22 protein-coding genes and 1 pseudogene are annotated in these 24,476 nt (G+C 36.0%); 7 read left to right on the forward strand and 16 right to left on the reverse strand.

The features are described from left to right. Positions 1-158: 158 nt before the first annotated feature. The 8 genes from pflA to WAZ07_RS13280 all read right to left on the reverse strand — a co-directional run bounded on the left by pflA (position 159) and on the right by WAZ07_RS13280 (position 9,460). Positions 159-890 (reverse strand): pyruvate formate-lyase-activating protein, encoded by a 732-nt coding sequence (gene pflA, locus WAZ07_RS13245; RefSeq protein ID WP_336472832.1) that lies wholly within the window; start codon positions 888-890, stop codon positions 159-161. Between the two features lie 66 nt (positions 891-956). After that, positions 957-3,206 (reverse strand): formate C-acetyltransferase, encoded by a 2,250-nt coding sequence (gene pflB / locus WAZ07_RS13250; protein ID WP_336472833.1) that lies wholly within the window; start codon positions 3,204-3,206, stop codon positions 957-959. 340 nt (positions 3,207-3,546) lie between these two features. After that, positions 3,547-5,106, reverse strand: a complete 1,560-nt coding sequence (locus WAZ07_RS13255) for a glycosyltransferase family 2 protein (protein ID WP_336472834.1) — start codon at positions 5,104-5,106, stop codon at positions 3,547-3,549. Continuing rightward, complete coding sequence (locus WAZ07_RS13260; protein ID WP_336472835.1) at positions 5,099-6,064, reverse strand: NAD-dependent epimerase/dehydratase family protein; 966 nt, start codon at positions 6,062-6,064, stop codon at positions 5,099-5,101. Before WAZ07_RS13260 ends, WAZ07_RS13255 begins: the two co-directional genes overlap by 8 nt. After that, positions 6,061-7,308 (reverse strand): nucleotide sugar dehydrogenase, encoded by a 1,248-nt coding sequence (locus WAZ07_RS13265; protein ID WP_336472836.1) that lies wholly within the window; start codon positions 7,306-7,308, stop codon positions 6,061-6,063. The genes WAZ07_RS13260 and WAZ07_RS13265 overlap by 4 nt, the downstream gene beginning before the upstream one ends. Next, positions 7,298-8,839 carry a glycosyltransferase family 2 protein gene (locus WAZ07_RS13270; RefSeq protein ID WP_336472837.1) on the reverse strand — a complete coding sequence of 514 codons (1,542 nt, stop codon included), beginning with the start codon at positions 8,837-8,839 and terminating at the stop codon, positions 7,298-7,300. The genes WAZ07_RS13265 and WAZ07_RS13270 overlap by 11 nt, the downstream gene beginning before the upstream one ends. Positions 8,840-8,849: 10 nt before the next feature. Next, complete coding sequence (locus WAZ07_RS13275; protein ID WP_090916937.1) at positions 8,850-9,044, reverse strand: hypothetical protein; 195 nt, start codon at positions 9,042-9,044, stop codon at positions 8,850-8,852. Positions 9,045-9,061: 17 nt separating this feature from the next. Then, positions 9,062-9,460, reverse strand: a complete 399-nt coding sequence (locus WAZ07_RS13280) for a DUF2642 domain-containing protein (RefSeq protein WP_336472838.1) — start codon at positions 9,458-9,460, stop codon at positions 9,062-9,064. 228 nt (positions 9,461-9,688) lie between these two features. On the opposite strand from WAZ07_RS13280, the pseudogene pyk reads away from it, so the two are divergent. Continuing rightward, positions 9,689-11,098 (forward strand): annotated as a pseudogene (gene pyk / locus WAZ07_RS13285) (pyruvate kinase); the annotation flags it as partial. Positions 11,099-11,391: 293 nt separating this feature from the next. On the opposite strand, the gene WAZ07_RS13290 reads toward pyk, so the two are convergent. From WAZ07_RS13290 to nagE, 4 genes are all read right to left on the reverse strand, one after another. Then, on the reverse strand, positions 11,392-12,210 hold the full coding sequence (locus WAZ07_RS13290) for a sugar ABC transporter ATP-binding protein (protein ID WP_336472839.1): 819 nt from the start codon (positions 12,208-12,210) through the stop codon (positions 11,392-11,394). Positions 12,211-12,248: 38 nt separating this feature from the next. After that, entirely contained in the window at positions 12,249-12,566 is a 318-nt protein-coding gene (locus WAZ07_RS13295; RefSeq protein WP_336472840.1) for a hypothetical protein, read from the reverse strand. Positions 12,567-12,850: 284 nt separating this feature from the next. After that, on the reverse strand, positions 12,851-14,032 hold the full coding sequence (locus WAZ07_RS13300) for a serine hydrolase domain-containing protein (protein ID WP_336472841.1): 1,182 nt from the start codon (positions 14,030-14,032) through the stop codon (positions 12,851-12,853). 179 nt (positions 14,033-14,211) lie between these two features. Then, positions 14,212-15,708, reverse strand: coding sequence for an N-acetylglucosamine-specific PTS transporter subunit IIBC (gene nagE, locus WAZ07_RS13305; protein ID WP_336472842.1), 1,497 nt, complete (start codon positions 15,706-15,708; stop codon positions 14,212-14,214). A gap of 401 nt (positions 15,709-16,109) precedes the next feature. On the opposite strand from nagE, the gene glsA reads away from it, so the two are divergent. Continuing rightward, positions 16,110-17,039, forward strand: coding sequence for a glutaminase A (gene glsA, locus WAZ07_RS13310; RefSeq protein ID WP_336472843.1), 930 nt, complete (start codon positions 16,110-16,112; stop codon positions 17,037-17,039). Positions 17,040-17,217: 178 nt separating this feature from the next. After that, complete coding sequence (locus WAZ07_RS13315; protein ID WP_336472844.1) at positions 17,218-17,559, forward strand: DUF3969 family protein; 342 nt, start codon at positions 17,218-17,220, stop codon at positions 17,557-17,559. A gap of 47 nt (positions 17,560-17,606) precedes the next feature. Here WAZ07_RS13315 and WAZ07_RS13320 read toward each other — a convergent pair whose 3' ends face one another. Then, on the reverse strand, positions 17,607-17,765 hold the full coding sequence (locus tag WAZ07_RS13320; RefSeq protein ID WP_020061179.1) for a hypothetical protein: 159 nt from the start codon (positions 17,763-17,765) through the stop codon (positions 17,607-17,609). 307 nt (positions 17,766-18,072) lie between these two features. Further along, entirely contained in the window at positions 18,073-18,711 is a 639-nt protein-coding gene (gene ytaF / locus WAZ07_RS13325) for a sporulation membrane protein YtaF (RefSeq protein ID WP_396548618.1), read from the reverse strand. A 97-nt stretch (positions 18,712-18,808) separates the two neighbouring features. Here ytaF and WAZ07_RS13330 point away from each other — a divergent pair, with 97 nt between their 5' ends. Then, the gene (locus WAZ07_RS13330) at positions 18,809-19,477 is read left to right on the forward strand and encodes a DUF1232 domain-containing protein (RefSeq protein WP_336472845.1); all 669 of its coding nucleotides are present in this window, start codon (positions 18,809-18,811) and stop codon (positions 19,475-19,477) included. Positions 19,478-19,538: 61 nt separating this feature from the next. Here WAZ07_RS13330 and WAZ07_RS13335 read toward each other — a convergent pair whose 3' ends face one another. Together WAZ07_RS13335 and WAZ07_RS13340 are read right to left on the reverse strand one after the other, a co-directional pair. Then, complete coding sequence (locus WAZ07_RS13335) at positions 19,539-20,954, reverse strand: amino acid permease (RefSeq protein ID WP_336472846.1); 1,416 nt, start codon at positions 20,952-20,954, stop codon at positions 19,539-19,541. Between the two features lie 429 nt (positions 20,955-21,383). Continuing rightward, on the reverse strand, positions 21,384-21,638 hold the full coding sequence (locus WAZ07_RS13340) for a biotin/lipoyl-containing protein (RefSeq protein WP_090916918.1): 255 nt from the start codon (positions 21,636-21,638) through the stop codon (positions 21,384-21,386). A 281-nt stretch (positions 21,639-21,919) separates the two neighbouring features. Between WAZ07_RS13340 and WAZ07_RS13345 the strand changes: the two genes are divergently transcribed. The 3 genes from WAZ07_RS13345 (at position 21,920) to WAZ07_RS13355 (ending at position 24,464) form a co-directional block, all read left to right on the forward strand. Then, positions 21,920-23,323: a sigma-54 interaction domain-containing protein gene (locus WAZ07_RS13345; protein WP_336472847.1), complete on the forward strand. Its 1,404-nt coding sequence runs from the start codon at positions 21,920-21,922 to the stop codon at positions 23,321-23,323. A gap of 473 nt (positions 23,324-23,796) precedes the next feature. Then, entirely contained in the window at positions 23,797-23,973 is a 177-nt protein-coding gene (locus WAZ07_RS13350; RefSeq protein WP_336472848.1) for a hypothetical protein, read from the forward strand. A 197-nt stretch (positions 23,974-24,170) separates the two neighbouring features. Then, positions 24,171-24,464, forward strand: a complete 294-nt coding sequence (locus tag WAZ07_RS13355) for a CPBP family intramembrane glutamic endopeptidase (RefSeq protein ID WP_336472971.1) — start codon at positions 24,171-24,173, stop codon at positions 24,462-24,464. Positions 24,465-24,476 lie beyond the last annotated feature (12 nt).

A 24,476-nucleotide genomic window follows, 5' to 3' on the forward strand; every position in this document is an offset into this window, starting at 1 on the left:
AATTCTTTCTATTGTTTCGTTTTCCCTTTACATTTTCGTAAATTTATCCATATCATTTCTTTACAAAAATAGTCATTATATAATTTAAGTATACTCTTTTCCTTATTTTTACTCTACTATTTATCGAAAGAAAGCAAAAAGCCTAATCCAAAATTGGATTAGACTGCTCCTAAAATGCTTTTTGCTTTTTGAACACATTCTTCCGTTGGAGGCTCTACTCCTTGAAGAGGATACTTGTGACCTAGTGCCTCCCATTTATAGACCCCTAACTTATGATACGGCAATACTTCTATCTTTTGTACATTATCAAGACTTTGGATAAAGGCTGCCAATTTCTCTAGGTCTTCTGTACTATCAGTAACTCCAGGTACAAGTACATGACGCACCCAAATTGGTTTCTTTTTATCTGATAAATAACGAGCAAATTGTAAAATATGTTCGTTCGGTTTTCCTGTTAATTTGCGATGTTTTTTTGAATCAATATGTTTTAAGTCAAGTAATACCAAATCTGTATATTCCATCAAAATATCTAGTTTTCTTTGGAATTCTTCATCTTCAGAATAGCACCCACCTGAAGAATCAATTGTCGTATGAATGCCGATCTCTTTACATTTCTTAAACAGTTCAATCAAAAAGTCTAACTGTAATAGCGGCTCACCGCCACTTACAGTAATACCACCGCCGGAAGCTTCCATAAAAGGAATGTAACATGTAACATCCTGCATCACTTCTTCGACTGTTATTTCTTTCCCTTTACCAATTTCCCACGTATCCGCATTATGACAATATTGACAACGTAGTAAACACCCTTGCGTAAAGATGATATAACGAATCCCTGGGCCGTCAACAGTACCACAAGACTCAACAGAATGAATTCTTCCTTTTACCATGTTACTTCCTCCTCTATTAAAACAGCTCCCCTCTGCCCTACGAAAAACAGAGGGAAACTTTTTTACTTACATGCTTTCGTGCATTGTACGGTTAATAACGTCAATTTGTTGTTCACGAGTTAACTTAATGAAGTTAACAGCGTAACCAGATACACGAATTGTTAATTGTGGATATTTTTCAGGATGTTCCATTGCATCCATTAATGTTTCACGGTTAAATACGTTAATATTTAAGTGATGTCCTTCTTTTACAGCATACCCATCTAACATAGATACTAAGTTGCGAATTTGTACATCTTCTTCTTTTCCAAGCGCTTTTGGAATAATAGAGAATGTGTTAGAAATACCATCTCTTGCCTCTTCATATGGTAATTTCGCAACAGATAATAATGATGCTAGTGCACCTTTTGTATCACGGCCATGCATTGGGTTTGCACCTGGTGCAAATGGTTCACCAGCACGACGGCCATCTGGTGTGTTACCAGTTTTCTTACCGTATACAACGTTAGATGTGATTGTTAAGATTGACATTGTATGAACAGAGTTACGATATGTTTTATGCTTACGAAGCTTGTTCATAAATGTTTTTACAAGGTTTACTGCCATTTCATCTACACGGTCATCGTTGTTACCGTATTTAGGAAAATCTCCTTCGATTTCAAAATCAACAGCAATACCGTTTTCATCACGAATTGGTTTTACTTTCGCATATTTAATTGCACTTAAAGAGTCAGCTACTACAGATAATCCTGCGATACCTGTTGCCATTGTACGAATAATCTCTGTATCATGAAGTGCCATTTCGATACGCTCATAGCTATATTTATCATGCATGTAATGAATTACATTTAATGTATTTAAGTAAAGACCTGCTAACCATTCCATTGTCACATCGAATTTACGCATAACTTCTTCATAATCTAATACTTCAGAAGTAATTGGTGCATATTCAGGTGCAACTTGTGCTTTTGATTTTTCGTCTTTACCACCGTTGATCGCATATAATAATGCTTTCGCTAAGTTTGCACGTGCTCCGAAGAATTGCATTTGTTTACCAATTCTCATTGCAGATACACAGCAAGCAATACCGTAGTCATCACCATATTCTGGGCGCATAATGTCATCATTTTCATATTGAATTGCAGATGTTTTGATAGACATTTTCGCGCAGTAGTTTTTAAAGTTCTCTGGTAATTGTTTAGACCAAAGAACTGTTAAGTTTGGTTCTGGAGCTGGTCCTAAGTTATCTAATGTATGCAAGAAACGGAATGAGTTTTTCGTTACTAATGGACGACCATCAAGTGAAATACCACCGATAGATTCTGTTACCCAAGTTGGGTCACCAGAGAATAAATCATTATAATCAGGTGTTCTTGCGAATTTCACAAGACGTAATTTCATAATAAAGTGGTCAACAATTTCTTGTGCTGTTTCTTCTGTTAATGTACCGTTTGCTAAATCTCTTTCAACATAGATATCTAAGAAAGTAGATGTACGGCCAAGACTCATTGCTGCACCATTTTGCTCTTTAATTGCTGCAAGATAACCGAAATATAACCATTGGAATGCTTCTTGTGCATTTGTTGCTGGTTTAGAAATATCAAAACCATGAGAAGCTGCCATTTGTTTTAATTCTTGAAGGGCACGCATTTGCTCAGATAACTCTTCGCGTAAACGAATTGTCTCTTCGCTCATTACACTGCTCGTTAAGTTTAAATCTGCTTTTTTCATTTCAATTAAACGATCAATACCGTATAATGCAACGCGGCGATAGTCACCAATAATACGACCACGGCCATATGCATCTGGAAGACCTGTAATAACGCCTGATTTACGAGCTGCTCTCATTTCTGGAGTATAAGCATCGAATACACCTTGGTTATGCGTTTTACGATAGTCTCTGAAAATACGGCTTAGTTCTTTGTCCATTTCGTATCCGTAAGCTTCACAAGATAGCTCTGCCATACGAACACCACCGAATGGTTGTAATGAACGTTTGAATGGTTTGTCAGTTTGGAAACCAACTACTTTTTCAATATCTTTATTTAAATATCCTGGACCATGTGATGTAATAGTAGAAACAATTTCTGTATCCATGTCAAGGACGCCGCCATTGTCACGTTCTTGTGTTGTTAAATCCATTACTTGATCCCAAAGTTGTTTCGTCGCTTCTGTTGCAGCGGCTAAGAAGGTATCATCACCTTCATAAACGTTTATGTTATTTAAAATGAAGTCGCGAACATCAATCTCTGCTCTCCACTTTTCACCTTTAAAGTTTTCCCATGCGTTTTTTACATTTTCTAATACTTCAGTCATCCTAATCTCCTCCATTTTATGATTAGTACAGGACTAAGAATTTTTATATAACAGCTTACGTATTTAGGATACTACTTTTTAAAAAAAGTGAACGTTAAAGTTGTGACATGTTTGTGAATAATTGAGCAAACCCCTATTTACATAGTGAAAACATCATTTGAAACTTTGGTAAATTAGCCCTCTTTTAGCAATTTTATTTTTTTGGCATTCAAATAAAGGAATCCTTCTCTGTAGTATAAGAATCGTGCCTATTGTAAACTGTAATACTCTTCTCTTTTATTCTGTTATAGTTTTTTGAAACAGAATAAATAAAGGTGTACCTGTTTCGGCACACCTTTTTTCATTCCAATTCCCTCTTACGCCCTCCATCATGAAAACCACCTCGAACACCAAGTTCCTCTATCACACATGACATACCTTCTATATGGTCCCCTATAATTCGAAGTACAGCAGGAGCATGTCCTTTCACTGCAAAATGTTCGCTCGGACGAATGCGATTCAGCTGATCCACATCCACGCGATGCACACAAGAAATTAAAAAGCCTGCTAATATCGCCTTTACCTGTGCTACACATGGAGATAATAAAGCATCAAACCCAATACACTCTAAACAACTCCTACTAAACGCATTTGGTACAGCTACTAGCGAACCTATCCCTAAATCTTTTCGATTGCAAGCTAAGTTTAAAGCATATTTTAGCGCCGTAACAAGGTGTAATGGCGCTCGTAAATCCAAATAGTAATTTAAATCATTCAATACCACATCTTGCCCGTCTGCAACCGCTTTGGCAAAAGGATACAAATCTTTTGCAGGTATCACAAAATCACCATCAATAAATAGTAAAATATCCCCCTTAGCCATTTGAGCACCTATAGAACGCCCTACATCATTTCCAAGTCTTTCTTCATATACAACAGTTGTAGCTCCGCACTGCTTTGCAATCGTTGCTGTTTGATCATTTGATCCATTAACAAGAACAATAATTTCAAGCGGTTCAATTTTACGTGCTTCTTGAATAACCATTGCAATTGTCATTTCTTCATTTTGAACAGGAATGATAATAGAAAGTTGTTTACCATTATATAAATTAGATTGAACACCCCAACCTTTATAATACGGCGGCAATGCTTGATCCCCGAGCTTTTGCAAAGCTAATACAATATCTCTTCTCCTATTTCCATCTGTATATACTCCTCGGCTATCATAATTAGCCAACCATTCGCCCAATGCTTCTATATGATCCCCTATCATTCGTTGCTCTGCATGTGCAAGTTGATCCCCATATGCTTCATGCTCAGCTGGACGAAACTTGTTTGGAGTAATGACATCAATTGCACAGTGCCTCTGTATTCGCCATTTTTGTGTTATTAAACGAACATGCGCAACAATCGGATTACATAATGCATCATAACCAATACTTTCTATCGCTTCTTTCGTTATCGCATGCGGTACTGATAAAATTGAATCAATTTGTAAATCGGCTCGGTTCACTATATCGTTCAAAATTTGTCGCCAGACGGTAATTGAATACGGACGTTGTTTTTTCTTAAATAAAGCGTCAAAATTATTTAGAATCACGTCTGCTTGTCCATGTAAAATGGGATTGAGAAAAAAACTGAGGCTAGATGAAGGAATAGGAAAATCACCGTCTAAAAATAGCAAGACTTCACCCTTGGCACACTTGGCGCCGACTGCACGACCGACGTCATTTCCAAACACTTCGTTACTACTTAATACTGTACAACCCAGCTTTTTTGCAATTCGTTCCGAATCATCTGTACATCCATTCGCAACAACAATAACTTCAAGCGGATTCAGCTCCTTTGCAGAAAGGATTACCTCTCGAATAGAATCGGCTTCATTATATACAGGAATAATAATAGATAACGACTTAACCATATAATTCTTCACGAAACCAAGTGATGGTTTTCTGTAATCCTTCTTCAAATGACACCTTTGGTTGAAATTGCAGTAAAGTAGTTAACTTCATTACACTCGGACGTCGATGTGGAATTTCTTCAAATCCATCAGGATATACTTCCTCAAATGGAAGATAAATAATCTCCGAAGAACTTTGAATTGTCTTTCGAATAATTTCAGCAACTTCTTGAATAGAAATTTCATGTTCAGAACCAATATTAATAATTTCACCATTTACTTTCTCATCCATTGCTCTAATTGTTGCTTCTACTGCATCTGTTACATACGTAAAACAGCGCGTTTGTGCACCGTCCCCATATACAGGAACTGCTTTATCTTGCAAAGCTGCACTAATAAACCTCGGAATAACCCCTGCATACGGACCATCTTTAGCGCGTGGTCCATATATATTAAAATACCGGACAATTGTTACTGCCAATCCTTGGCGAGCGTAACTTAAACAAAGCGTTTCTTCTAACGTTTTACAAATCGCATAGCTCCATCTAATTTTTGCAGTTCCACCATATAGACGATCACCCTCCTCTAAAAAAGGTGGTTTTGCTTTTCCATACACTTCAGATGTGGACGCAAATACAACTTTTTTCTTCCCTTTTAAAGCAGCTTGCAAAATATTTCTCGTCCCGTCAAAGTTTGTTTCAATGAGCTCAACGCTTTTTTCCATCGTGCTTCTTACACCTAAAATAGCCGCTAAATGAAATATGACATCATGACTTTGAACCAGTTTTTCAATTTTCTCTTTATCTAACACACTTGCTTTTACAGTTGAAATTTTCTTCATTAACTCTAAATGATATTTACGTTCTCCTTTATAAAAATTATCTACAATCGTTACATCATAGCCACGATGCAAAAGCTCTTCGGCTAAATGAGAGCCAATAAAGCCAGCTCCTCCTGTAATTAAACATCGCTTTTTCATATATTCACCTGCTTTAATACGCCACGTGTATCTAATACTTTCTTTGCTTGTTTAATTAACTTCCAATCAATAATAGAATGATCTGTTAAAACAACTACAATATCCGCTTGATCAATCGCTTCCTTCGTTAATAAAATAGATTCATAACTTTTACCAGAAATGTTTGCAACCGGAATATATGGATCATGATACGACAGGTTATATCCTTCCTTTTGTAACAAGTCGGCAACTATAAGAGCAGCTGATTCGCGTAAGTCATTTACATTTTTCTTATAGGCGAGACCTATTAACAACACGTTTGCCTTTTCTGTTATTTGTTCTTTTACTTGTTTCACAATATGTTTCGGCATTTCCTCATTAATACGGTGTGCAACATCAATAAAATGACTAACCAGACCATATTGTTTCACTTTCCATTGGAAATATAACGGATCAACGGGAATACAATGCCCACCAATTCCTGGCCCTGGCCAATACGGTGTGAATCCAAATGGTTTCGTCGCTGCTGCTTCTAAAGCCTCACGAAAATCTATTTGTAACGCCTTACATAATAAATCCATTTCATTTACCAATGAAATATTAACGAGCCGTTGTATATTTTCAAAGAGCTTGCACATTTCAGCAACTTTCGGCGTGCTAACTGGCACTATATAATCAAATATATCTCCATATAATTCCATAACTTTTTTCTTACACAACTCTGTTTGACCACTTACAACTTTTGGAATAGATTGTACTGTATGTGTCGTATTTGCAGGATCAATACGTTCAGGGGAATATCCGATATAATAATCTATCCCAGCCTTTTTACCGCCTTTTGATAGAATCGGAATAACTACTTCTTCTAACGTACCTGGATATGTTGAACTTTCAAAAATGAAGGTTTGGCCCATTTGAAGATGTTTTTGAATATAATGCGAGGCGGAGATGATGGCACTTAAATCTGGTTCACCATTTTGATCTATCGGTGTTGGCACCGTTACAATGATGTGAGTACTTTCTTCAAATGCTTTCACCCCTTTTTCTGGGGTTGTTGCTCTAAAGCCGCCCTGTTTAACTAATTGCTGCAACACTTTAGATGTAACATCAGGGATGTAACTAAAACCGTTTTGAATGCTTTTTATTTTCTCTTGATCTTTGTCTAATCCTACTACCTTATATCCTTTCTGCGCAAAATGAATCGCCAGCGGCAAACCGACATATCCTAAACCGATAACCGCCACTTTGCGATGATTAATTTCCATGCTCCTCTTCCTTTCTAAGTTGGTCTATAATCACCCTGTCACGTTCACCATCTGTAAAACTTCCTCGTTTATCTGTATGTTTTAATAAATAAGCTATAGCTTCTAATTGATCCCCGAAAATACGATCAAAGGCGGGTATTCGTCCGTTCACAACATGATGTTGTTCTGGACGAATTCGATTCGGTTTTACAACATCAACATAATGAATAGCTTGGATAGAAAAACCTGCTAATGTCGCTTTTACTTGAGCTAACGGCGGAATGATTAATGCTTTATAGCCAATTGTATCTATTACTTTTCTATGAATCGCATGTGGAACAGCTGTTAAAGAGTTGTTCCATAAGTCCGGACGCTTTACTGCTAGGTTTACAAAATATTTTCCAGCGCTAATTGGATCCACTGGATGAAACTCCTCTAACAAACATTGCATGTCATTTAATGCTATATCAACACCATTATCGATAGCTTGTATAAACGGCAATAGCTCTTCAGCTTGAATAACAAAATCGCTATCAATAAATAAGAGAACATCTGCCGTTGCACGCATCGCTCCGATTGCTCTTGCAACATTATGACCAAGCGCTTCCCGAAACTCTACTACAATAACCTGTTCTGCTTTAGCCTTTTGAATCGTCTCTTTATCTGCACCATTAGCAACCACAATAATTTCATCAATTCCTGCTCGCTTTACTTCTTTAATAACAGCTGTAATTGTTTCTCGTTCTGCACCAGCCGGAATAACTGCACTATATTTTGCCTTTTTTTCTTTCGGAATAAAACAAGTGTAATCACTTACAACATCCCGATTTCGTTCACCATCTGTAAATCCACCCCGCGTGCCATATATTTCAATCATATGATGCAATGCACGCAAATGGTCTCCCATAATACGGCTTGTCGCTTTTGGATAAGGTGATCCAGGGGATGTCCCTGTATGAACGGGGCGAACCTTATTAGAATGAATGACATCTACAGATCCTAAGTCCCCAATGGTCATCCCTTTTATAACGGCCATTGCTTGAAATAATGCTGGATCTGCTAAATTCCACCAGCCTATTTTCTCAATCACAGTTCTTTTTATCGCATGTGGGATGGCAATGAGTGAACCCACAACAAGCTCTTTTCGATTTAAAAAACGATTTAACATAAGTTTACTCACTGTTGTATAATGTGGACGAATCTTCAAATAAACAGACCATGTTAAATTATTAACTGCAATATCTTTTCCTTGTTTAATACATTGAATAAATGGTAGTAACTCTTGATGCGAAATAATAATATCTCCATCTAAAAATAAAATAATTTCTCCTTTCGCTTCCCTTGCTCCAATTGCCCGGCCAACATCATTACCTAACGAGTTCTTACTATAAATGACTTTACATCCGAAGCCCTCTGCGATTTCTTTCGTTCGATCGGTAGATCCATTATCGACAACAATTATTTCATAAGGTTGTACCTTTTTTACTTCTTCTAGCACACCTCCTATCGTTTGAGCCTCATTATGTGCTGGAATCACAACAGACACACGCATTTTCTTCCTCCTAACTATACAATCGAACATATGAAACAATTGGAATTCTTACAATAACATCTTCTGGTGGACCATAAGACGGAGCTGTTCGTATAATAACTACTCCATCTGTTACAGATAAAATAATTCCCGTCACAGCTTCTCCAACAAGTACAACTTGAGCAAGTTGTCCCACATGAGACCGTAATGCATCAATAAACTTCATTTTCTTCCCTCCTATCCCTATAATTCACGAATTGAAAGAATACTTGTAAATGGTAATAAAATAATGCTTCCTGCTGATTCTTGTAATGTTAAAAAATCATCTCCTACTTGTGAAATTACACCTGTTAAAATGCCAACTGTTACAGTAATTTCAACTTCTTTTCCTAGCAATTGCTGTGCAATTTCTTTAAATGGAGAAACATTACATTCTTTTAAAATAAGGCAAATGATGTTTTGAAATTCCTCAGACTCAATATATTCTTTGACACCTTTTTTTGTATAAAATTCTATATAATTTGCAAACTGTGATGAAAATAATATTTCTTCTAGAGCAGGCATTAACTTTTCATAAAAAAAGCAATCTAATTGCTCCCGAATAACCCGTGCAAGTTTTTGCCAACTTTTGAATAGAGACACTACCCTTCCCTCCTATATCCAGTTTGTTGTATGGACAACTTATCTACACTTATCAAGGTATACAGAAATGCTAATTTTGGTACTAAACAAATTGCACATTTTTTATAAAACAAATCACATACCTATACATGAAGTGCATATACAATTGCCAACATAATAAGGTGAAACTTCAAACTTGTATTGAACTTACTATCCACTAATAGGTGACTTAAAAAGGAGGAATTTTATATGCGAAAAACAAAAATTGTTTGTACAATTGGACCTGCAAGTGAACAATACGAGACATTGCTTTCTTTACTAGAATCCGGAATGAATGTGGCTCGGTTAAATTTTTCTCATGGAACGCACGAAGAACATCAAGCACGTATAAATACAATCCGAAAAGCCGCAGTAGCCTCTAAAAAGACCATTGCGCTCTTACAAGATATTAAAGGACCAAAAATTCGTACAGATGAATTTGAGGGAGGACAAGCAGAATTACTTGAAGGTGCAACTGTCACTGTTTCAATGAAAAAAGTTCTCGGAACACCTAAACAATTTTCCGTCACATATGCAGGTCTATATGATGATGTAGAAGTAGGGTCTCATCTATTACTCGATGATGGATTATTAGAGCTAGAAGTAACAAACAAAGATAATGGTGAATTACAAACGAAAGTTATACACGGTGGAATACTTAAAGATCATAAAGGTGTAAACGTACCAAATGTCAAAATCCGACTCCCTGGTATTACTGAAAAAGATAAACAAGACATTATTTTTGGCATAGGGCAACAGATTGATTACATCGCAGTCTCTTTTGTACGTAAAGCGACTGACATTTTAGAAGTACGCAATATATTAGCAGAGCATAACGCCTCGCATATTCGTATTATCGCAAAAATTGAAAACCAAGAGGGAATTGATAATATAAAAGAAATTGTAGAAGTTACGGATGGAATTATGGTTGCACGTGGTGATATGGGGATTGAAATCCCTGCAGAATATGTACCGATCATTCAAAAACAATTAATTCACACTTGTAATACGTTAGGAAAACCAGTCATTACAGCAACACAAATGCTTGATTCTATGCAAAGAAATCCAAGACCGACAAGAGCGGAAGCATCAGATGTAGCAAACGCCATCTTTGATGGAACAGATGCAATTATGCTTTCAGGAGAGACAGCTGCCGGTGAATATCCAATAGAAGCAGTACAAATGATGGATAAAATTGCTCTGCAAGTAGAAGAATCTTCTTTATTCCAAAACCAAAAGCAATCACTTCACAATGACTACAAACAAATAACAGAAACAATCGGTGCTGCTGCTGTCCAAGCGGCTTATTCTTTACAAGCAAAGGCAATTTTAACACCAACGAAAAGCGGTTATACAGCACAAATGATTTCAAAATACCGTCCGCGCACTCCGATTATCGCAACAACATCTGAACAATGTGTTATGCAGCAACTCGCACTCGTATGGGGCGTATATCCATTTTTCACTGCACCAAAACAAACGACAGATGAAGTAATTGAACAAGCATTATGTAACGCTAAAGAACAACAGCTTATCACTGCGCAAGATATCGTCATTGTAACAGCAGGTGTCCCTGTCAACGAACGTGGAACAACAAATCTGCTGAAAATTGAGGTTGTTAAATAAAGAAAAACTTGTATAAGTTAAAAAGCTGATAAACCACTCTTCTTTTTAGGGGGGGACGAGAGCATCTGGCCGCGCATAGAAGCGGTCAGGGTCTTTTGCAAGATTTTAAAACAAAGAGAGAAAGCAAGAGCGGGTCATGTTGTATTTTTCATAACCGTGATTTCTATGACGAAAAATTAAAATGAATTTATATATAAATAAGTATTTCAATGCCCACTAGCAGAGTAAAAAAGGCAGATACACTATGTCATCTGCCCTTCTTTACTTTACCATAATTTAAAAGATATCTAACTATTTTTCAATGTCAGTATTGCAGCTACCGCATAATATAAAGCCTTCTCGTACTTTGTGGTTTCCACAATTGATAAATCAACAAGCGATCCACCACTAGCCGAAAAATATTCAATCGCTTCTACTGGAATTGCATCTTCCTTTACTTCAATATAACTCCCATCTTTCCATTGTCCCTTTTGGATATTCGCATACAAATCCCCATTAATTTCGCCAATTTCTTCATCATGCTCAGTCAGTAAGAGCCACTTCAACTTTTTTAAGCTTAATGTTTGCTTCAACTCACAAATCTTATTCCCTGCTAAGTCATAAAACGTATAAGAAAGTGGGATGCCTGCTCTTTGCTTTACAATCAGCATCTCTTCTCCCAGTTCGTTATACAAAACAAAGCGCTTTTCATTTAATGATTTCAAAATAAACGATATGAAAATCTTCCATAATTTTTGTAGTTTTGTTTTATATTCTTCTCTTAATATCCCCATTGCATTTCCATCCATCGAAAAGTATGTAACTGTAATCACTAAAGATACTTCTCTTCGTACAACGAATCGATGTTGATGCAAGAGCGACGCTGCTCCTTCGATACAAATTGTTGTACCAATTTTCTTCGCCCTCTCTCTTTCTACAAAACTATAAATCATAAAAAGAAAGGCCATTATAATCATACTAATAAAGGTCATCGTATCTTTGTTCCATTGGAAATGCGGCGTTCGAACATAATCAAGGATAAACGCTATAATAGCAATTAAAAATATAAAAATAGAAAAAAGAAATAACCTTTTTCCATTCCGGGCATGGTGCTCATGGATCCCCATTTTTACCTCCTTATTTTTTACATATTTTTATTATTATCTCATTCCCAAACACTTTTTCCAAATGTATACATCCATTTTAATTTTTCACCATATAAGTAGCGGCTAGGCAAAATACAACTTGACCTACTCTCGCTTTCTCCTTTTGTTTCAAACCTCGCACGTGGCAGGAACAGGCACTGACCGCTTCTATCCATGGCCAGATCCTCTGGCCCACCTAAAAAGGGGGGATATATCCATTTTAATTTTTCGACATACAAATCACGGTTATGAAAAATACAACATAACCTGCCCTCGCTTTCTCCTTTTGTTTTAAACCTCGCACGTGGCAGGAACAGGCACTGACCGCTTCTATCCATGGCCAGATCCTCTCGCCCACCTAAAAAGGGGGGGATATATCCATTTTAATTTTTCGACATACAAATCACGGTTATGAAAAATACAACATAACCTGCCCTCGCTTTCTCCTTTTGTTTTAAACCTCGCACGTGGAAAGAACAGGCACTGACCGCTTCTATCCATGGCCAGATCCTCTCGCCCACCTAAAAAGAAAAGGTTTTTAGGTTTTTAGGCTTTTAAATTTTTATTTTTCACAAAAATCCCCATATAAAACTACAAAAAAGCTATCTCGTAAGATAGCTTTCTAACCTTCTACATGCCGTACCTTCGTATAAATATCATTACTTACGGTACCAAACGATTTAATATTATTTTGAATGTTAGATAATAACACAACATACGTATTTCCATCTTTACTAAAACTATTTAAACAATTCCATCCTGGCATAACGCCATGATTTGAATAACTACCAGGGTCCACATACCAGCCGAAACCATAATCCTTTTTAAATGCTGTAAACATTTGATGATAACTTTCATTTGAAATAAGCTTTCCTGTAAATAAAGCTTGATCAAATAAATATAAATCATATGCAGTCGTATATATATCACCACAGCCAAATAATTGCGACATACTTGGTAAAGCTGGTGTTGTCATTTTATTATCTACAATTTTATAACCAGTAGATGGATATTTTCCTTGTTGAAACTTATCACCGAACCCTGAATGTTTCATACCGACTACTTCAAAGATATTCTTTTGAATATAATCTTCAAGAGATTGTCCACTCACTTTCTCGGCGATATACGCAAGCACAGAATAATTAGAATCGGAGTATTTCCATTTTGATCCGGGCGGGAATGCCAATTTTTGCTTTCCTATTCTTTTGATTAGTTCCTCATGGGTGATATTCTCTGATCCCTCACTGTACTCCGGAATCCCTGATGTATGCGTAAGAAGATGTACTAATTTAATTTCTCCTCCCCTTGGAAAGTCAGGAATGTATTTTGCGACAGTATCTTCTATGTTTAATTTATTTTGTTCTTTCAATTGCATAATAGAAGTTGCGACGAAAGCTTTTGTAATTGAACCAATATAATAGGATGTCTCTGAATTATTAGCGACATTTTTTTCTTGATTGGCAAGTCCATACCCTTTGTTCAAAAGAACCTTTCCGTTTTTTACAACAACCGCTGTACCACTAAAGTTTTTACTCTTTACATACTCATCTAATTCGGCATTATTATTTATTTCTTGCGGAGGTTGCTCAGCTATCAATTCTTCTTTTGGTTTCTCTACAACTTCTTGTTTTACTTCTTGCTTTACTTCTTTTTTCACTTCTTGTTTTACTTCTTTTATTGCTTGTAGCGTTGCCTTTTCTTTATTATTAGAAGTAACTTTCGTATACCCCCAATATACAAGGGCAAACAACAGACTGAGAATAATCGTGCGTTTGATATATACAATCGGTCTGCGAGATTTCATAACAATAAAACCTGCCTTTTCACATAGTGGCTCATTTCACATCTTACTTTATCACGCAACCAGTATTTTACCAACGTTATGCGCAAAAAAATAAAAAAGAGCACCCAAAATGCAAGATAGCCGTTACATTCGTAATAAAAAATCCCTCATTTATCAATGAGAGATTTTTTTCATATTCCTTATACATGCTTCTTCATATCATCAGCAACAGACTCAACATTTGTCCCAACGATAACTTGTATGCTTGTATCACTTAATTTCATAACACCTTTTGCACCAGCACGTTTTAATGCTTGTTCATTTACTAAGTTTGCATCTTTGACTTGCAGACGAAGACGAGTGGCACAGTTGTCGATAACAGTTAAATTTTCTTTTCCGCCTAACGATGCTACATAAATTTCACCGATGGAGCCAGCTTCACCTGCTGCAATTGTTCCTTCTTCTAATAACTCATCATCTTCACGACCAGGCGTTTTTAAGTTTAATTTCTTAATTAAGAAATAGAATACAAAGAAGTAAATTGCTGCGTAAACTAAGCCTACACCTGCTAATAATACTGGTTTTGTTGCAATACCGAAGTTAATACCGTAGTCAATTGCACCAGCACTAAATGAGAAACCATCGTGAATACCAAGCTTTGTTGTTACAAACAAAGAAAGACCTGTCAATACAGCATGAATCCCATATAATACTGGTGATAAGAACATAAATGAGAATTCAATTGGTTCTGTAATACCAGTTAAAAATGAAGTTAAGGCAAGACCAATTAACATACCCGTAACTGCTTTACGCTTTTCTGGCTTTGCTGCTGCAATCATCGCAAAACATGCTGCTGGTAAACCAAACATCATGATTGGGAAGAAACCTGTCATAAACATACCCGCACTTGGATCTCCTGCAAAGAAACGAGCAATGTCGCCATTTACAACAGCTCCTGCTGAGTTTGTAAATTCACCAAATACAAACCAGAAGTACGTGTTCATTACATGGTGTAAACCAATTGGAATTAATAAACGGTTTAATAAACCGAAAAGTCCTGCACCAATTGCTCCTAAGTTAACGATACCATGTGCTACCGCATCGATACCGCTTTGAATTGTTGGCCAAATTTCTCCAAATACTAAACCTAACAGAAGCATCACTACAGATGTAATAATTGGAACGAAACGTTTACCAGCAAAGAATCCTAACCATTCTGGTAATTTAATTTTATAGAATTTGTTATATAGTAATCCCGCAACGATACCAGCAATAATACCGCCTAAAATAGCCATGTTAATTTTTGGTGCTAACGTTGCCGCTTTGGAAATCTTTCCTAAAGTATCTGCTACTTTAGTTGGATCTACAGAACCAACTAAATCTTGAACACTTTTCAATTTATCGTTTAATTCTGCCGCTGAATACCCTTTACTTAAAGCATCGGTCGTATTTTTCAAAACAAGATAGCCAATCGCACCTGCAAGACCTGCGGCACCGCTGCCATCAACAGACAACCCAACAGCAACACCAATTGCAAAAATAAGTGCTAAATTATCAAAGATTGCTGCGCCGGCTTGTGCCATAACAGGAATATTAAATACGTCAGGCTGCCCTAAGCGAAGTAATAGACCCGCTGCTGGTAATACTGCAATTGGGAGCATTAACGCTTTACCAATACGTTGTAAAAACTGCAACATGTGAATTCCCCCTATCTAAAATTATGAAATCGTTACCATTTGTAAACAAGTTTTAGAAAACGCTTTCTATTACAAAATCATAATAACATATAGTTGTATAGATGTGTAGTTATTATAATCGATTTTTTTATAAATTTATGTTCCTTTATTTAATTCTATATATATCCATTTTAATTTTCTGGCATATAAGTCTCTGCTATGCAGAATAAAAGATGACCGCTTCTATGCGCGGCCAGATGCTCTCGACCGCCTAAAAAGAGGGTTTTCTATTCATTTCCTATATATATAAAGGAAATGAATAGAAGTTGCATTTTATCATTCCTCAATTTCATGTTATTATTTATTTCCACGCTTGTCGGGAAAGTTAAATTTAATAACTAATACAACTAGGGGTGTTTATTATGCAGTGTATCGAGACTAACAACTTACAACAATTATTAGATCAAGTTCAGCCCTATACGAAACAAGGTAAACTTGCAACGTATATTCCTGAGTTAGGAAACGCAAATCCTGATGATTTAGGAATCACCATTTATCATAAAGACGGCCATTACGTTCATGCCGGAAAATCCCAGACACTCTTTACACTCCAAAGTATTTCAAAAGTAATTACCCTTGCACTCGCACTTTTAGATTGCGGTGAAGAGTATGTATTTTCTAAAGTTGGCATGGAACCAACTGGTGATCCTTTTAATTCTATTATTAAGCTAGAGACAACAAGCCCATCTAAACCATTAAATCCAATGATTAATGCCGGGGCATTAGCTATTACAAGTATGATTGCAGGAAATTCTAATGAAGAAAAAATGGAACGTATCCTTCACTTTGTTCGTGATATAACAGATAATCCTTCCATTAATTACTCTTCTAAAGTTGCCATCTCTGAATTAGAAACGGCTTTTTTAAATCGTTCTCTTTGTTACTATATGAAACAAAACAACATTATTGATGGGAATATCGAAGAGTTAATGGACCTATACACACGTCAATGTGCAATCGAAGTAAGTTGCATCGACTTAGCTCGTATTGGACTCATCTTTGCAATGGATGGTTATGATCCATATTATAATAAACAAATTATCCCCAAACATATTACAAAAATTTGTAAAACATTTATGGTGACATGTGGTATGTACAACGAGTCTGGAGAATTTGCAATTCGCGTTGGGATCCCAGCGAAAAGTGGTGTAGCTGGCGGTATCTTAGGCTGCGTCAAAGGTGAAATGGGTATTGGAATTTTCGGCCCTGCACTAGATGAAAACGGAAATAGCCTTGCTGGACTTAAAATATTAGAATTGCTTTCTGAACAAGAAGGCTGGAGTATTTTCTAAAAAGCGTCTAAAAAGGCGCTTTTTTCTTTATAATTGTGCATATTCTTTGTACAGGTTTGAATAGTATAGTACAACCTAATGTTTTATAACATGAAACTCCCATGCGAGGAATATCTTTAAACTAATCAGCTCTTACGGAAAGTATTCGGTGAACAAACTGGATAAAACGGAGGTACCCATGAAACTCATCCTTCAAACAGAAGATCAGGCAGTTCTTGAGAAGACCATCCTTCTTTTTGTATTAAGTATCGTTGAAAGTTTAAAATTAAAAGTTGTCTCCCTTGATGAAGCCTATCGATACATATTTAATCTAGATGTGCTGGAATTGTTAATGGATCGAAGTATTGATGATAAAGTACTAGAAATTATCCATTTTGGCATTGAATTAGAAGACATTCAAAATTTAATCCCCGAAGATTTAGAACAAAATATCGAAGAGTTAAAATGGCGCTGTATTCAAGTACTAAGTGACTATGAAATGTATGAAGAAACGGAACAATTATTTGAAGATATTCGGTAAGATGAAGCTTCCATTACATGTAGAAAAAGCACCTTTTTAGGTGCTTTTTAATGTTTTTTCAAACTATTTTTATACGTTTCAATATTCACTGGTAATTCTTCCTCTTCTAACGTATGTTCATTTACATCTTTATGAATATACGCACCTTTTGGAGGTTGATGATCGTGTCCTTTTTTCTTATGATCAAAGGATTTACCGCGTCCCATACTAACACCTTCCTTTACCTAAAGTCTATGTTAGTATAAATAAAAGGGCGTCGACATATGCAATAGTTTGTTGTATTTCCGAGGAAATGGTAGAAAATTGTTTTATTCGTTACTTAACGAGCAGTAGAATCGCTTTACTCTATACTTGCTGCTATGCAAAACACACCATGACTCCTGCTCGCTTAATCCTTTTGTTTTTAAACCTCGCATGTGGCAGGAAAAGGCACTGACCGTTTCTATGCACGGCCAGATGCTCTCGTCCCTCCTAAAAAAGGGGTTTTATGTCGTTCTTTAACTTATATAGCTTTCACAAAAGCTGCTTAACTGCAATGATAATAAGCAAAGCTCCAGCAATGATAGTTGCCCATTTCCCTAGATATAGCGCTAAGTATTTTTTACCGATATACGAACAGAACCTAACACATAAGAAGCTAAAACAACCTGAAATTATAGCCGTTATCCACAAATTCAAATTTGTCACACCTGCATCAAAACCACCTGCAATGTTATTAATGGATAATGCAACGCCAAGTACAATTGCTTCTGAAAAGCCAATTATTTTAGACTCATCAAAATCAGCTGCTTCTGGATTACGTAAAATACGCATCAACACATTGCTTTGCTTTCTTTCTCCTTCCTCTTTACTAAGCAGCGGCTGACATAATACCAATACGCCAATACTTCCAAGTACGATAGCGCCTATCGTATTAGCGGCAGCACTTGAAATAAACAAGGAAAGCCAATTCCCGAAAAAACCTGCCAAGAGTGTAAAGAAAAAGCCAAAGAAAGCTATGATAAAATTGTTGAACCATGAGATATGAATCTTCCGAATCCCATAAGCAATGCCTACACCCGCATTATCTAAATTTGAAGCAATCCCAATAAAAAGAATGGAAAGCAAACTTGTTATATACACCAATAAGCACTCCTTTATTGCACTTTTTATTGCATCGTATGCAAATATTGAGCAATTGTGCCTGTCTGTTTCATATACTTTTAATAAAATCTCAACATTTCAGAAACAAAAAGGAGCGCCTAAAACTATGTCTACTCAAAATATAAACCATCAACTCGGTACGGTATTAAAAGAATTGTTACAAGAGCGTTCATTATCGATGCGGCAGTTTGGAACGCTAACCGCTATTGATCCTTCCACCATTTCACGAATTATTAATGGAAAGCAACAAGTGAAGAAAAAGCATCTTCAAAAATTTGCAGAATGTCTACAAATCCCTATACAGTTCTTATATGATGCAACGTATGCCAAACAGCCTCAACAAACTACTGAACCCCAGACTGAAATGTATACATCAATTGATGCCATTCAAAACACATTACAATCCTCCAACTTATTTGATTACAAGTACACAACAACTCGTGTAAAACAAGAGCTTGAAAATTACGAACGCTATGCACAAACAACAGAAGGCACACGCCTTATTCATGAAGGATTCTCAACAAAATTGCAACAACTTGATAGTACAGGTCCTTTCATTGATCAATTAACAGATATGTATCATCAATTTTGCAACAAAGCCATTACACCGCAAGAACGAGTAATTATCGGAAGTGCCTTGCTCTATTTCGTTTTATCAACAGATATTATTCCAGATTACGTATTTCCCATTGGATACTTAGATGATGCAATTGCAGTAGAATTAGCAAAGGAAAAATTAATTGAGATTAAAAACAAATCGGAGAAAGAAGAATAAATGATTCCACATAAAAAACAAAGAAAACCGGGGCAACATGCCCCGATTTTCTTTGTTTTTATTATAAACTATGTACTTCTTTTGTATTCGTTTCTTCAACCTGTTTCATTTTTTTATTCTTAGAAAAATGATAAAACAGTAAGCAAACTAACATAAACGGAATGCCACAATACAATGCCATACGTTGATCTGGAATAAAAGCCATGCTCACAATTACCGTCATATTTAATATGAAAGAAAGAAGCGGCACAAACGGATACAACGGCGTTTTAAATTTCAGATCCTTAATATCCCCGCCTTGCTTTACGTACCTTCTTCTACCTAAAAGATTTGATAAAGCAATAGATGCCCAGACTAGTATTGCACCGAATCCTGCAATTGAAAGAAGCCATAAATAAACTGTATCCTCTGCATATATACCACATAATAAGGAAAGACAACCAACAATCGTACTTGTAATTAATGCATAAATTGGAACACCCTTTTTAGATAACTTCCCAAAAATCGGGCTAATCATCCCTTGGTTCGACATAGACCAAAGCATACGAGAAGTTGCATATAAGCCAGAATTTGCTACTGATAACACCGCTGTAATAATAACGAAGTTCATAATATCTGCAGCATATGGAATCCCAATTTTATCAAATACAACTACAAACGGACTTTCTACTAATCCCGCTTGTTGCCATGGGAATAAGCCAGCAAGTATAAACATCGAAAGTATAAAGAAAACGAATATACGCCAAACCGTGTTATTAATTGCTTTCGGAACGGTTTTCTCCGGATTTTCACTCTCCCCAGCCGCAATACCAACAATTTCAGTTCCCTGAAAGGAGAAGTTGACGGCAATCATTGTAACTAGAATCGCTTTCAGTCCATTCGGGAACAGTCCCCCGTGATCCGTAAAGTTTGAAAGCATCGGTGCTGCTTCATTTCCTTTCATATGTAAAAAACCAAACATCGCTGCACCGCCTAAAATAATAAACGCAATAATCGTAATGACTTTAATACTCGCAAACCAAAACTCAACCTCTGCAAAACTCCGTGATGATAATGCATTAATAGCAAAAAGAAGTACTGCAAAAGCAACGCACCAAATCCAAGATGGAGCATGTGGAAACCAGCGCTTCATTAAAATGCTCACTGCGATTAGTTCAATACCTATCGTAACAGACCAGTTTAGCCATGACATCCAACCGACTACATAACCTACCGCAGGCGAAATATTCTTTGTAGCATACATTTGATAAGATCCTGCATTCGGCATGGCAACTGCTAATTCGCCAAGGCAGAGCATCGTTAAATACATAACAAAGCCCCCAACAAGATACGCGACAAGTGCACCGCCTGGTCCAGCCTCATGAATCGTATAGCCAGATCCTAAGAAAAGCCCTGTACCAATAACCCCTCCAAGTGCAATCATAAATATGTGTCGACTTTTTAGCTCTCGCTTTAACTCCTGGTTTTGCTTTTCCATATGAATCCCCCTTACCCAAAGATGTAAACGCTTTAAAAATAATATAAAAAGAATAAAGTGCATTCTCATTATTAATATAGATTTGTAACAGGAGGGAGATGTTTCAAAAGAAAATCTCCCAATCCAAGGAAATACCGATAACCCGATAGATAGTTGCTACGAAAAATTTTTTATCATTTACCATAATTGTTTAAAAGATTAACAGAAAACAGTACATTATCCAGAGGGACTTTATAAATCCATTTCATTTGGCAACACGTAAGTCGCTGCTATGCACAATACAACATAACCGCTACCTGCTTTCTCCCTTTGTTTCAAACCTCGCATGTGGCAGGAAAAGGCCTGACCGCTTCTATACATGGCCAGATGCTCTCGCCCTCCCTTAAAAAGAAAGGAAGTTTTTATGTCGCTTTTTTTAATTTATATATATCAATCACTTCCTGTGATTAATAAATCATCCCTAACTGCTATTAATAATGTTTCACTCGTGATAGCTTGTCCTTCTTCTACTTCTAGCAATTCCACATAGCCGCTAATTCCCACTTTAACTTCTACTTTTTGTTTATCCATTGTTTCAATTAAAGCCAATTTCTCCCACTCATAAACATAAGAGCTTTCATCAATAAATAATTTTGCAACTCTGCCATAACAAGGACTGTACACGTTTTCTACTACTGTTTTCATCTTTTAAACCTCTCTTCCTTATTAAGTGCGCTTGTAAGCCTTTTAACCCACCTCCAAATTGCTAGAATTCAATTATTATTTATGCAAGATATGTACCAACCTAATTTCTGACTTGAGATTAAGAGTTCATACTGAAAAAACCTTCATTCTACGCAAAATCTTTCTTTTCTCTTAAAGACTTTTAACCTTAAAAGCGCAAATTTTTTTTGCATACTCGCAAAAATTTTATTAAAATTAAGAAAAATCAGTCTTCACAGGGTGTAACAAGGAGAAGATGAAACATGTATACAGAAGAAATCAATTTCAAAAAATTAATTGAAATGAATATGCTATATGAGACTTTACTTAATGAAATTGATATTGGGATTCACATGATTAATGAAGAAGGCAAAACAATCATCTATAATCGCAAAATGATGGAGATTGAATCGATGGATCGTAAAGATGTACTATATAAAAATCTTTTAGAAGTATTTGCATTTGAAGAAAACCAGAATAGTACTCTTATCGAGGCATTAACAGTTGGAAAAGCGAAGAAAAATATAAAACAAACTTATTTTAATAATAAAGGACAAGAGATTACAACGATTAATGATACCTTTCCTATAGTGAAGCATGGAAAAATCAAGGGCGCTATTGAAATAGTAAAGGAGATTCCTCCCTTAAAACAAATTAGTAAAGGAAACGCCATTCGAGGGCATCATACTAAATTTACCTTCGATCATATAATAGGTCATTCTAGCGCCATTCAATCGGTTATTACAGAAGCAAAAAGAGTAACACGTACCTCTTCCTCTGTACTGATTGTGGGAGAAACAGGAACTGGAAAAGAACTATTTGCACAAAGTATTCATAATGAAAGCCATCGTGCTGGAAAGCCTTTTATCTCGCAAAATTGCGCGGCCATACCTGAAACTTTAATGGAAAGCTTATTATTCGGTACAAACAAAGGAGCTTTTACAGGGGCAATCGATAAACCAGGTTTATTTGAGGAAGCACATGGAGGAACTTTATTATTAGATGAAATTAACTCATTAAGCCCAGCACTGCAAGCTAAATTGCTGCGTGCCATCCAAGATAAAACAATCCGAAGAATCGGAGGAACACAAGAAAAAGAAGTAGACGTTCGCATCATAGCTACAATTAATGAAGATCCGATTGAAGCTATTACGCATAATCGTCTGCGAAAAGATTTATATTACAGATTAAGCGTCGTTACTTTATTTCTCCCACCTTTAAGACAGCGTAAAGAAGACATCTTACCGCTTCTTCATCGTTTTATTGAAAAATATAATATGCAGTTTGGCTTACAAGTACAAAGTGTAGATGACAGCGTAATAAATTTTTTCTATCAACACGACTGGCCCGGTAATATACGTGAGTTAGAGCACATCATTGAAGGCTCTATGAACTTAATTGAAGATGAGGACGTTATTACAACATCCCATATCCCAACCCGTTTTTATGAGCTAACAAAAAACGAATTTCCCATTCATCCGCCTCTAGCCAGATGGGAAAACAATCAATCGAAAACTTTAAAGAACACAATAAAAGAAATGGAAAAAGAATATATCATCGAAATTCTTAGCGAACATAATGGAAATATCTCGCAAGCCGCAAAATACTTAGGATTAAGTAGGCAAAACCTGCAATATCGCTTAAAAAAGTATGGGTTGAATACGTAATCTTAGAGGTTTCTAGAAGCGCAGGCGACCATTCTTAAAGATAAAGTGAAACTTCCATCAGTGGGGGGTTTCTTCATCTCCCACTGATGGAAAGCCCGCCCAATCGGGCTTTTACGGGCAGTTATCCCCCACCTATCTTCTTCGATTCTCTCTCAACCTTGAGGTGGGGGTCTTACTGCCCGTTAATGCGGGATAAATGGTTTAGATAACGTGGAGAAACAATAGAAACAGTATAAATCGAGTACGAAATCTCAAAGGTTTTATACTCGATTTTTTCTTGTTCTATAAGGGTTAAATGCATGCGTGAACATAAAATCACACTTCGATTACAATCATGACAATAGTTATTACCAAACGGTATTTAGGGTGCTATTAAAATTGACATTTAAGAGAAAAAAATCAGAATAATAGGTGAATTATAGTATAATTTTTACAGTTGCAATATTAGTCTCTTACATTTCAGGAGGGGAATAATGGAAATAAAATTACAATCAGAAAGTAAACAGATCGAAAATAATGTAAAAATATTATTAATTTATCTATTTCTATTCAACTCTGTTTGGATTTTTAAAGAATTATGGTTAGTACAGTATATTGAACCATTGAGTGAAGCTACATCCACATTTTTAAATGCATCGATTAAGGTTTAGTATGGATATTCCCTGTTTGGTTATACATAAAGTATTACTTACACGCTAATCCAATTAAGTATCTAAAAATAAAAAATGTAAATAAAGGTATGTTTTGGGGAATATCTCTTTCGCTACTTCTAGGTCTTTGTTTTGCTTTTGAAGTATACATTTTAAATGATCAATCTTTTAATTTTAAATTATCTTTAAATAACTATATGAATGGAATTCTGTTGGTTGGAATTACTGAAGAAATTGTATTTCGAGGCTTCATTTTACAAGAACTTAATAAAATATTATCTTTTTGGAAGGCTAACATAATCACTTCTTTTTTATTTCTAATCATACACTACGCTATTTGGATCTATGATGGTGTATTCTTTGACCTTTGGAGTCATATCTATGTTTTTCTAATTGGCATATTCTTTGGATTAATATTTAAAAAGACAAGATCGCTTTGGTCGGTTATTATATTGCATTCCTTTCATAATTTGTTTGTTAGTATTATGTAATCAAGGAAATTA

Origin of the sequence: Bacillus bruguierae, from assembly GCF_037104725.1 — a bacterium.
In the GTDB taxonomy this organism is placed as follows: domain Bacteria; phylum Bacillota; class Bacilli; order Bacillales; family Bacillaceae_G; genus Bacillus_A; species Bacillus_A bruguierae.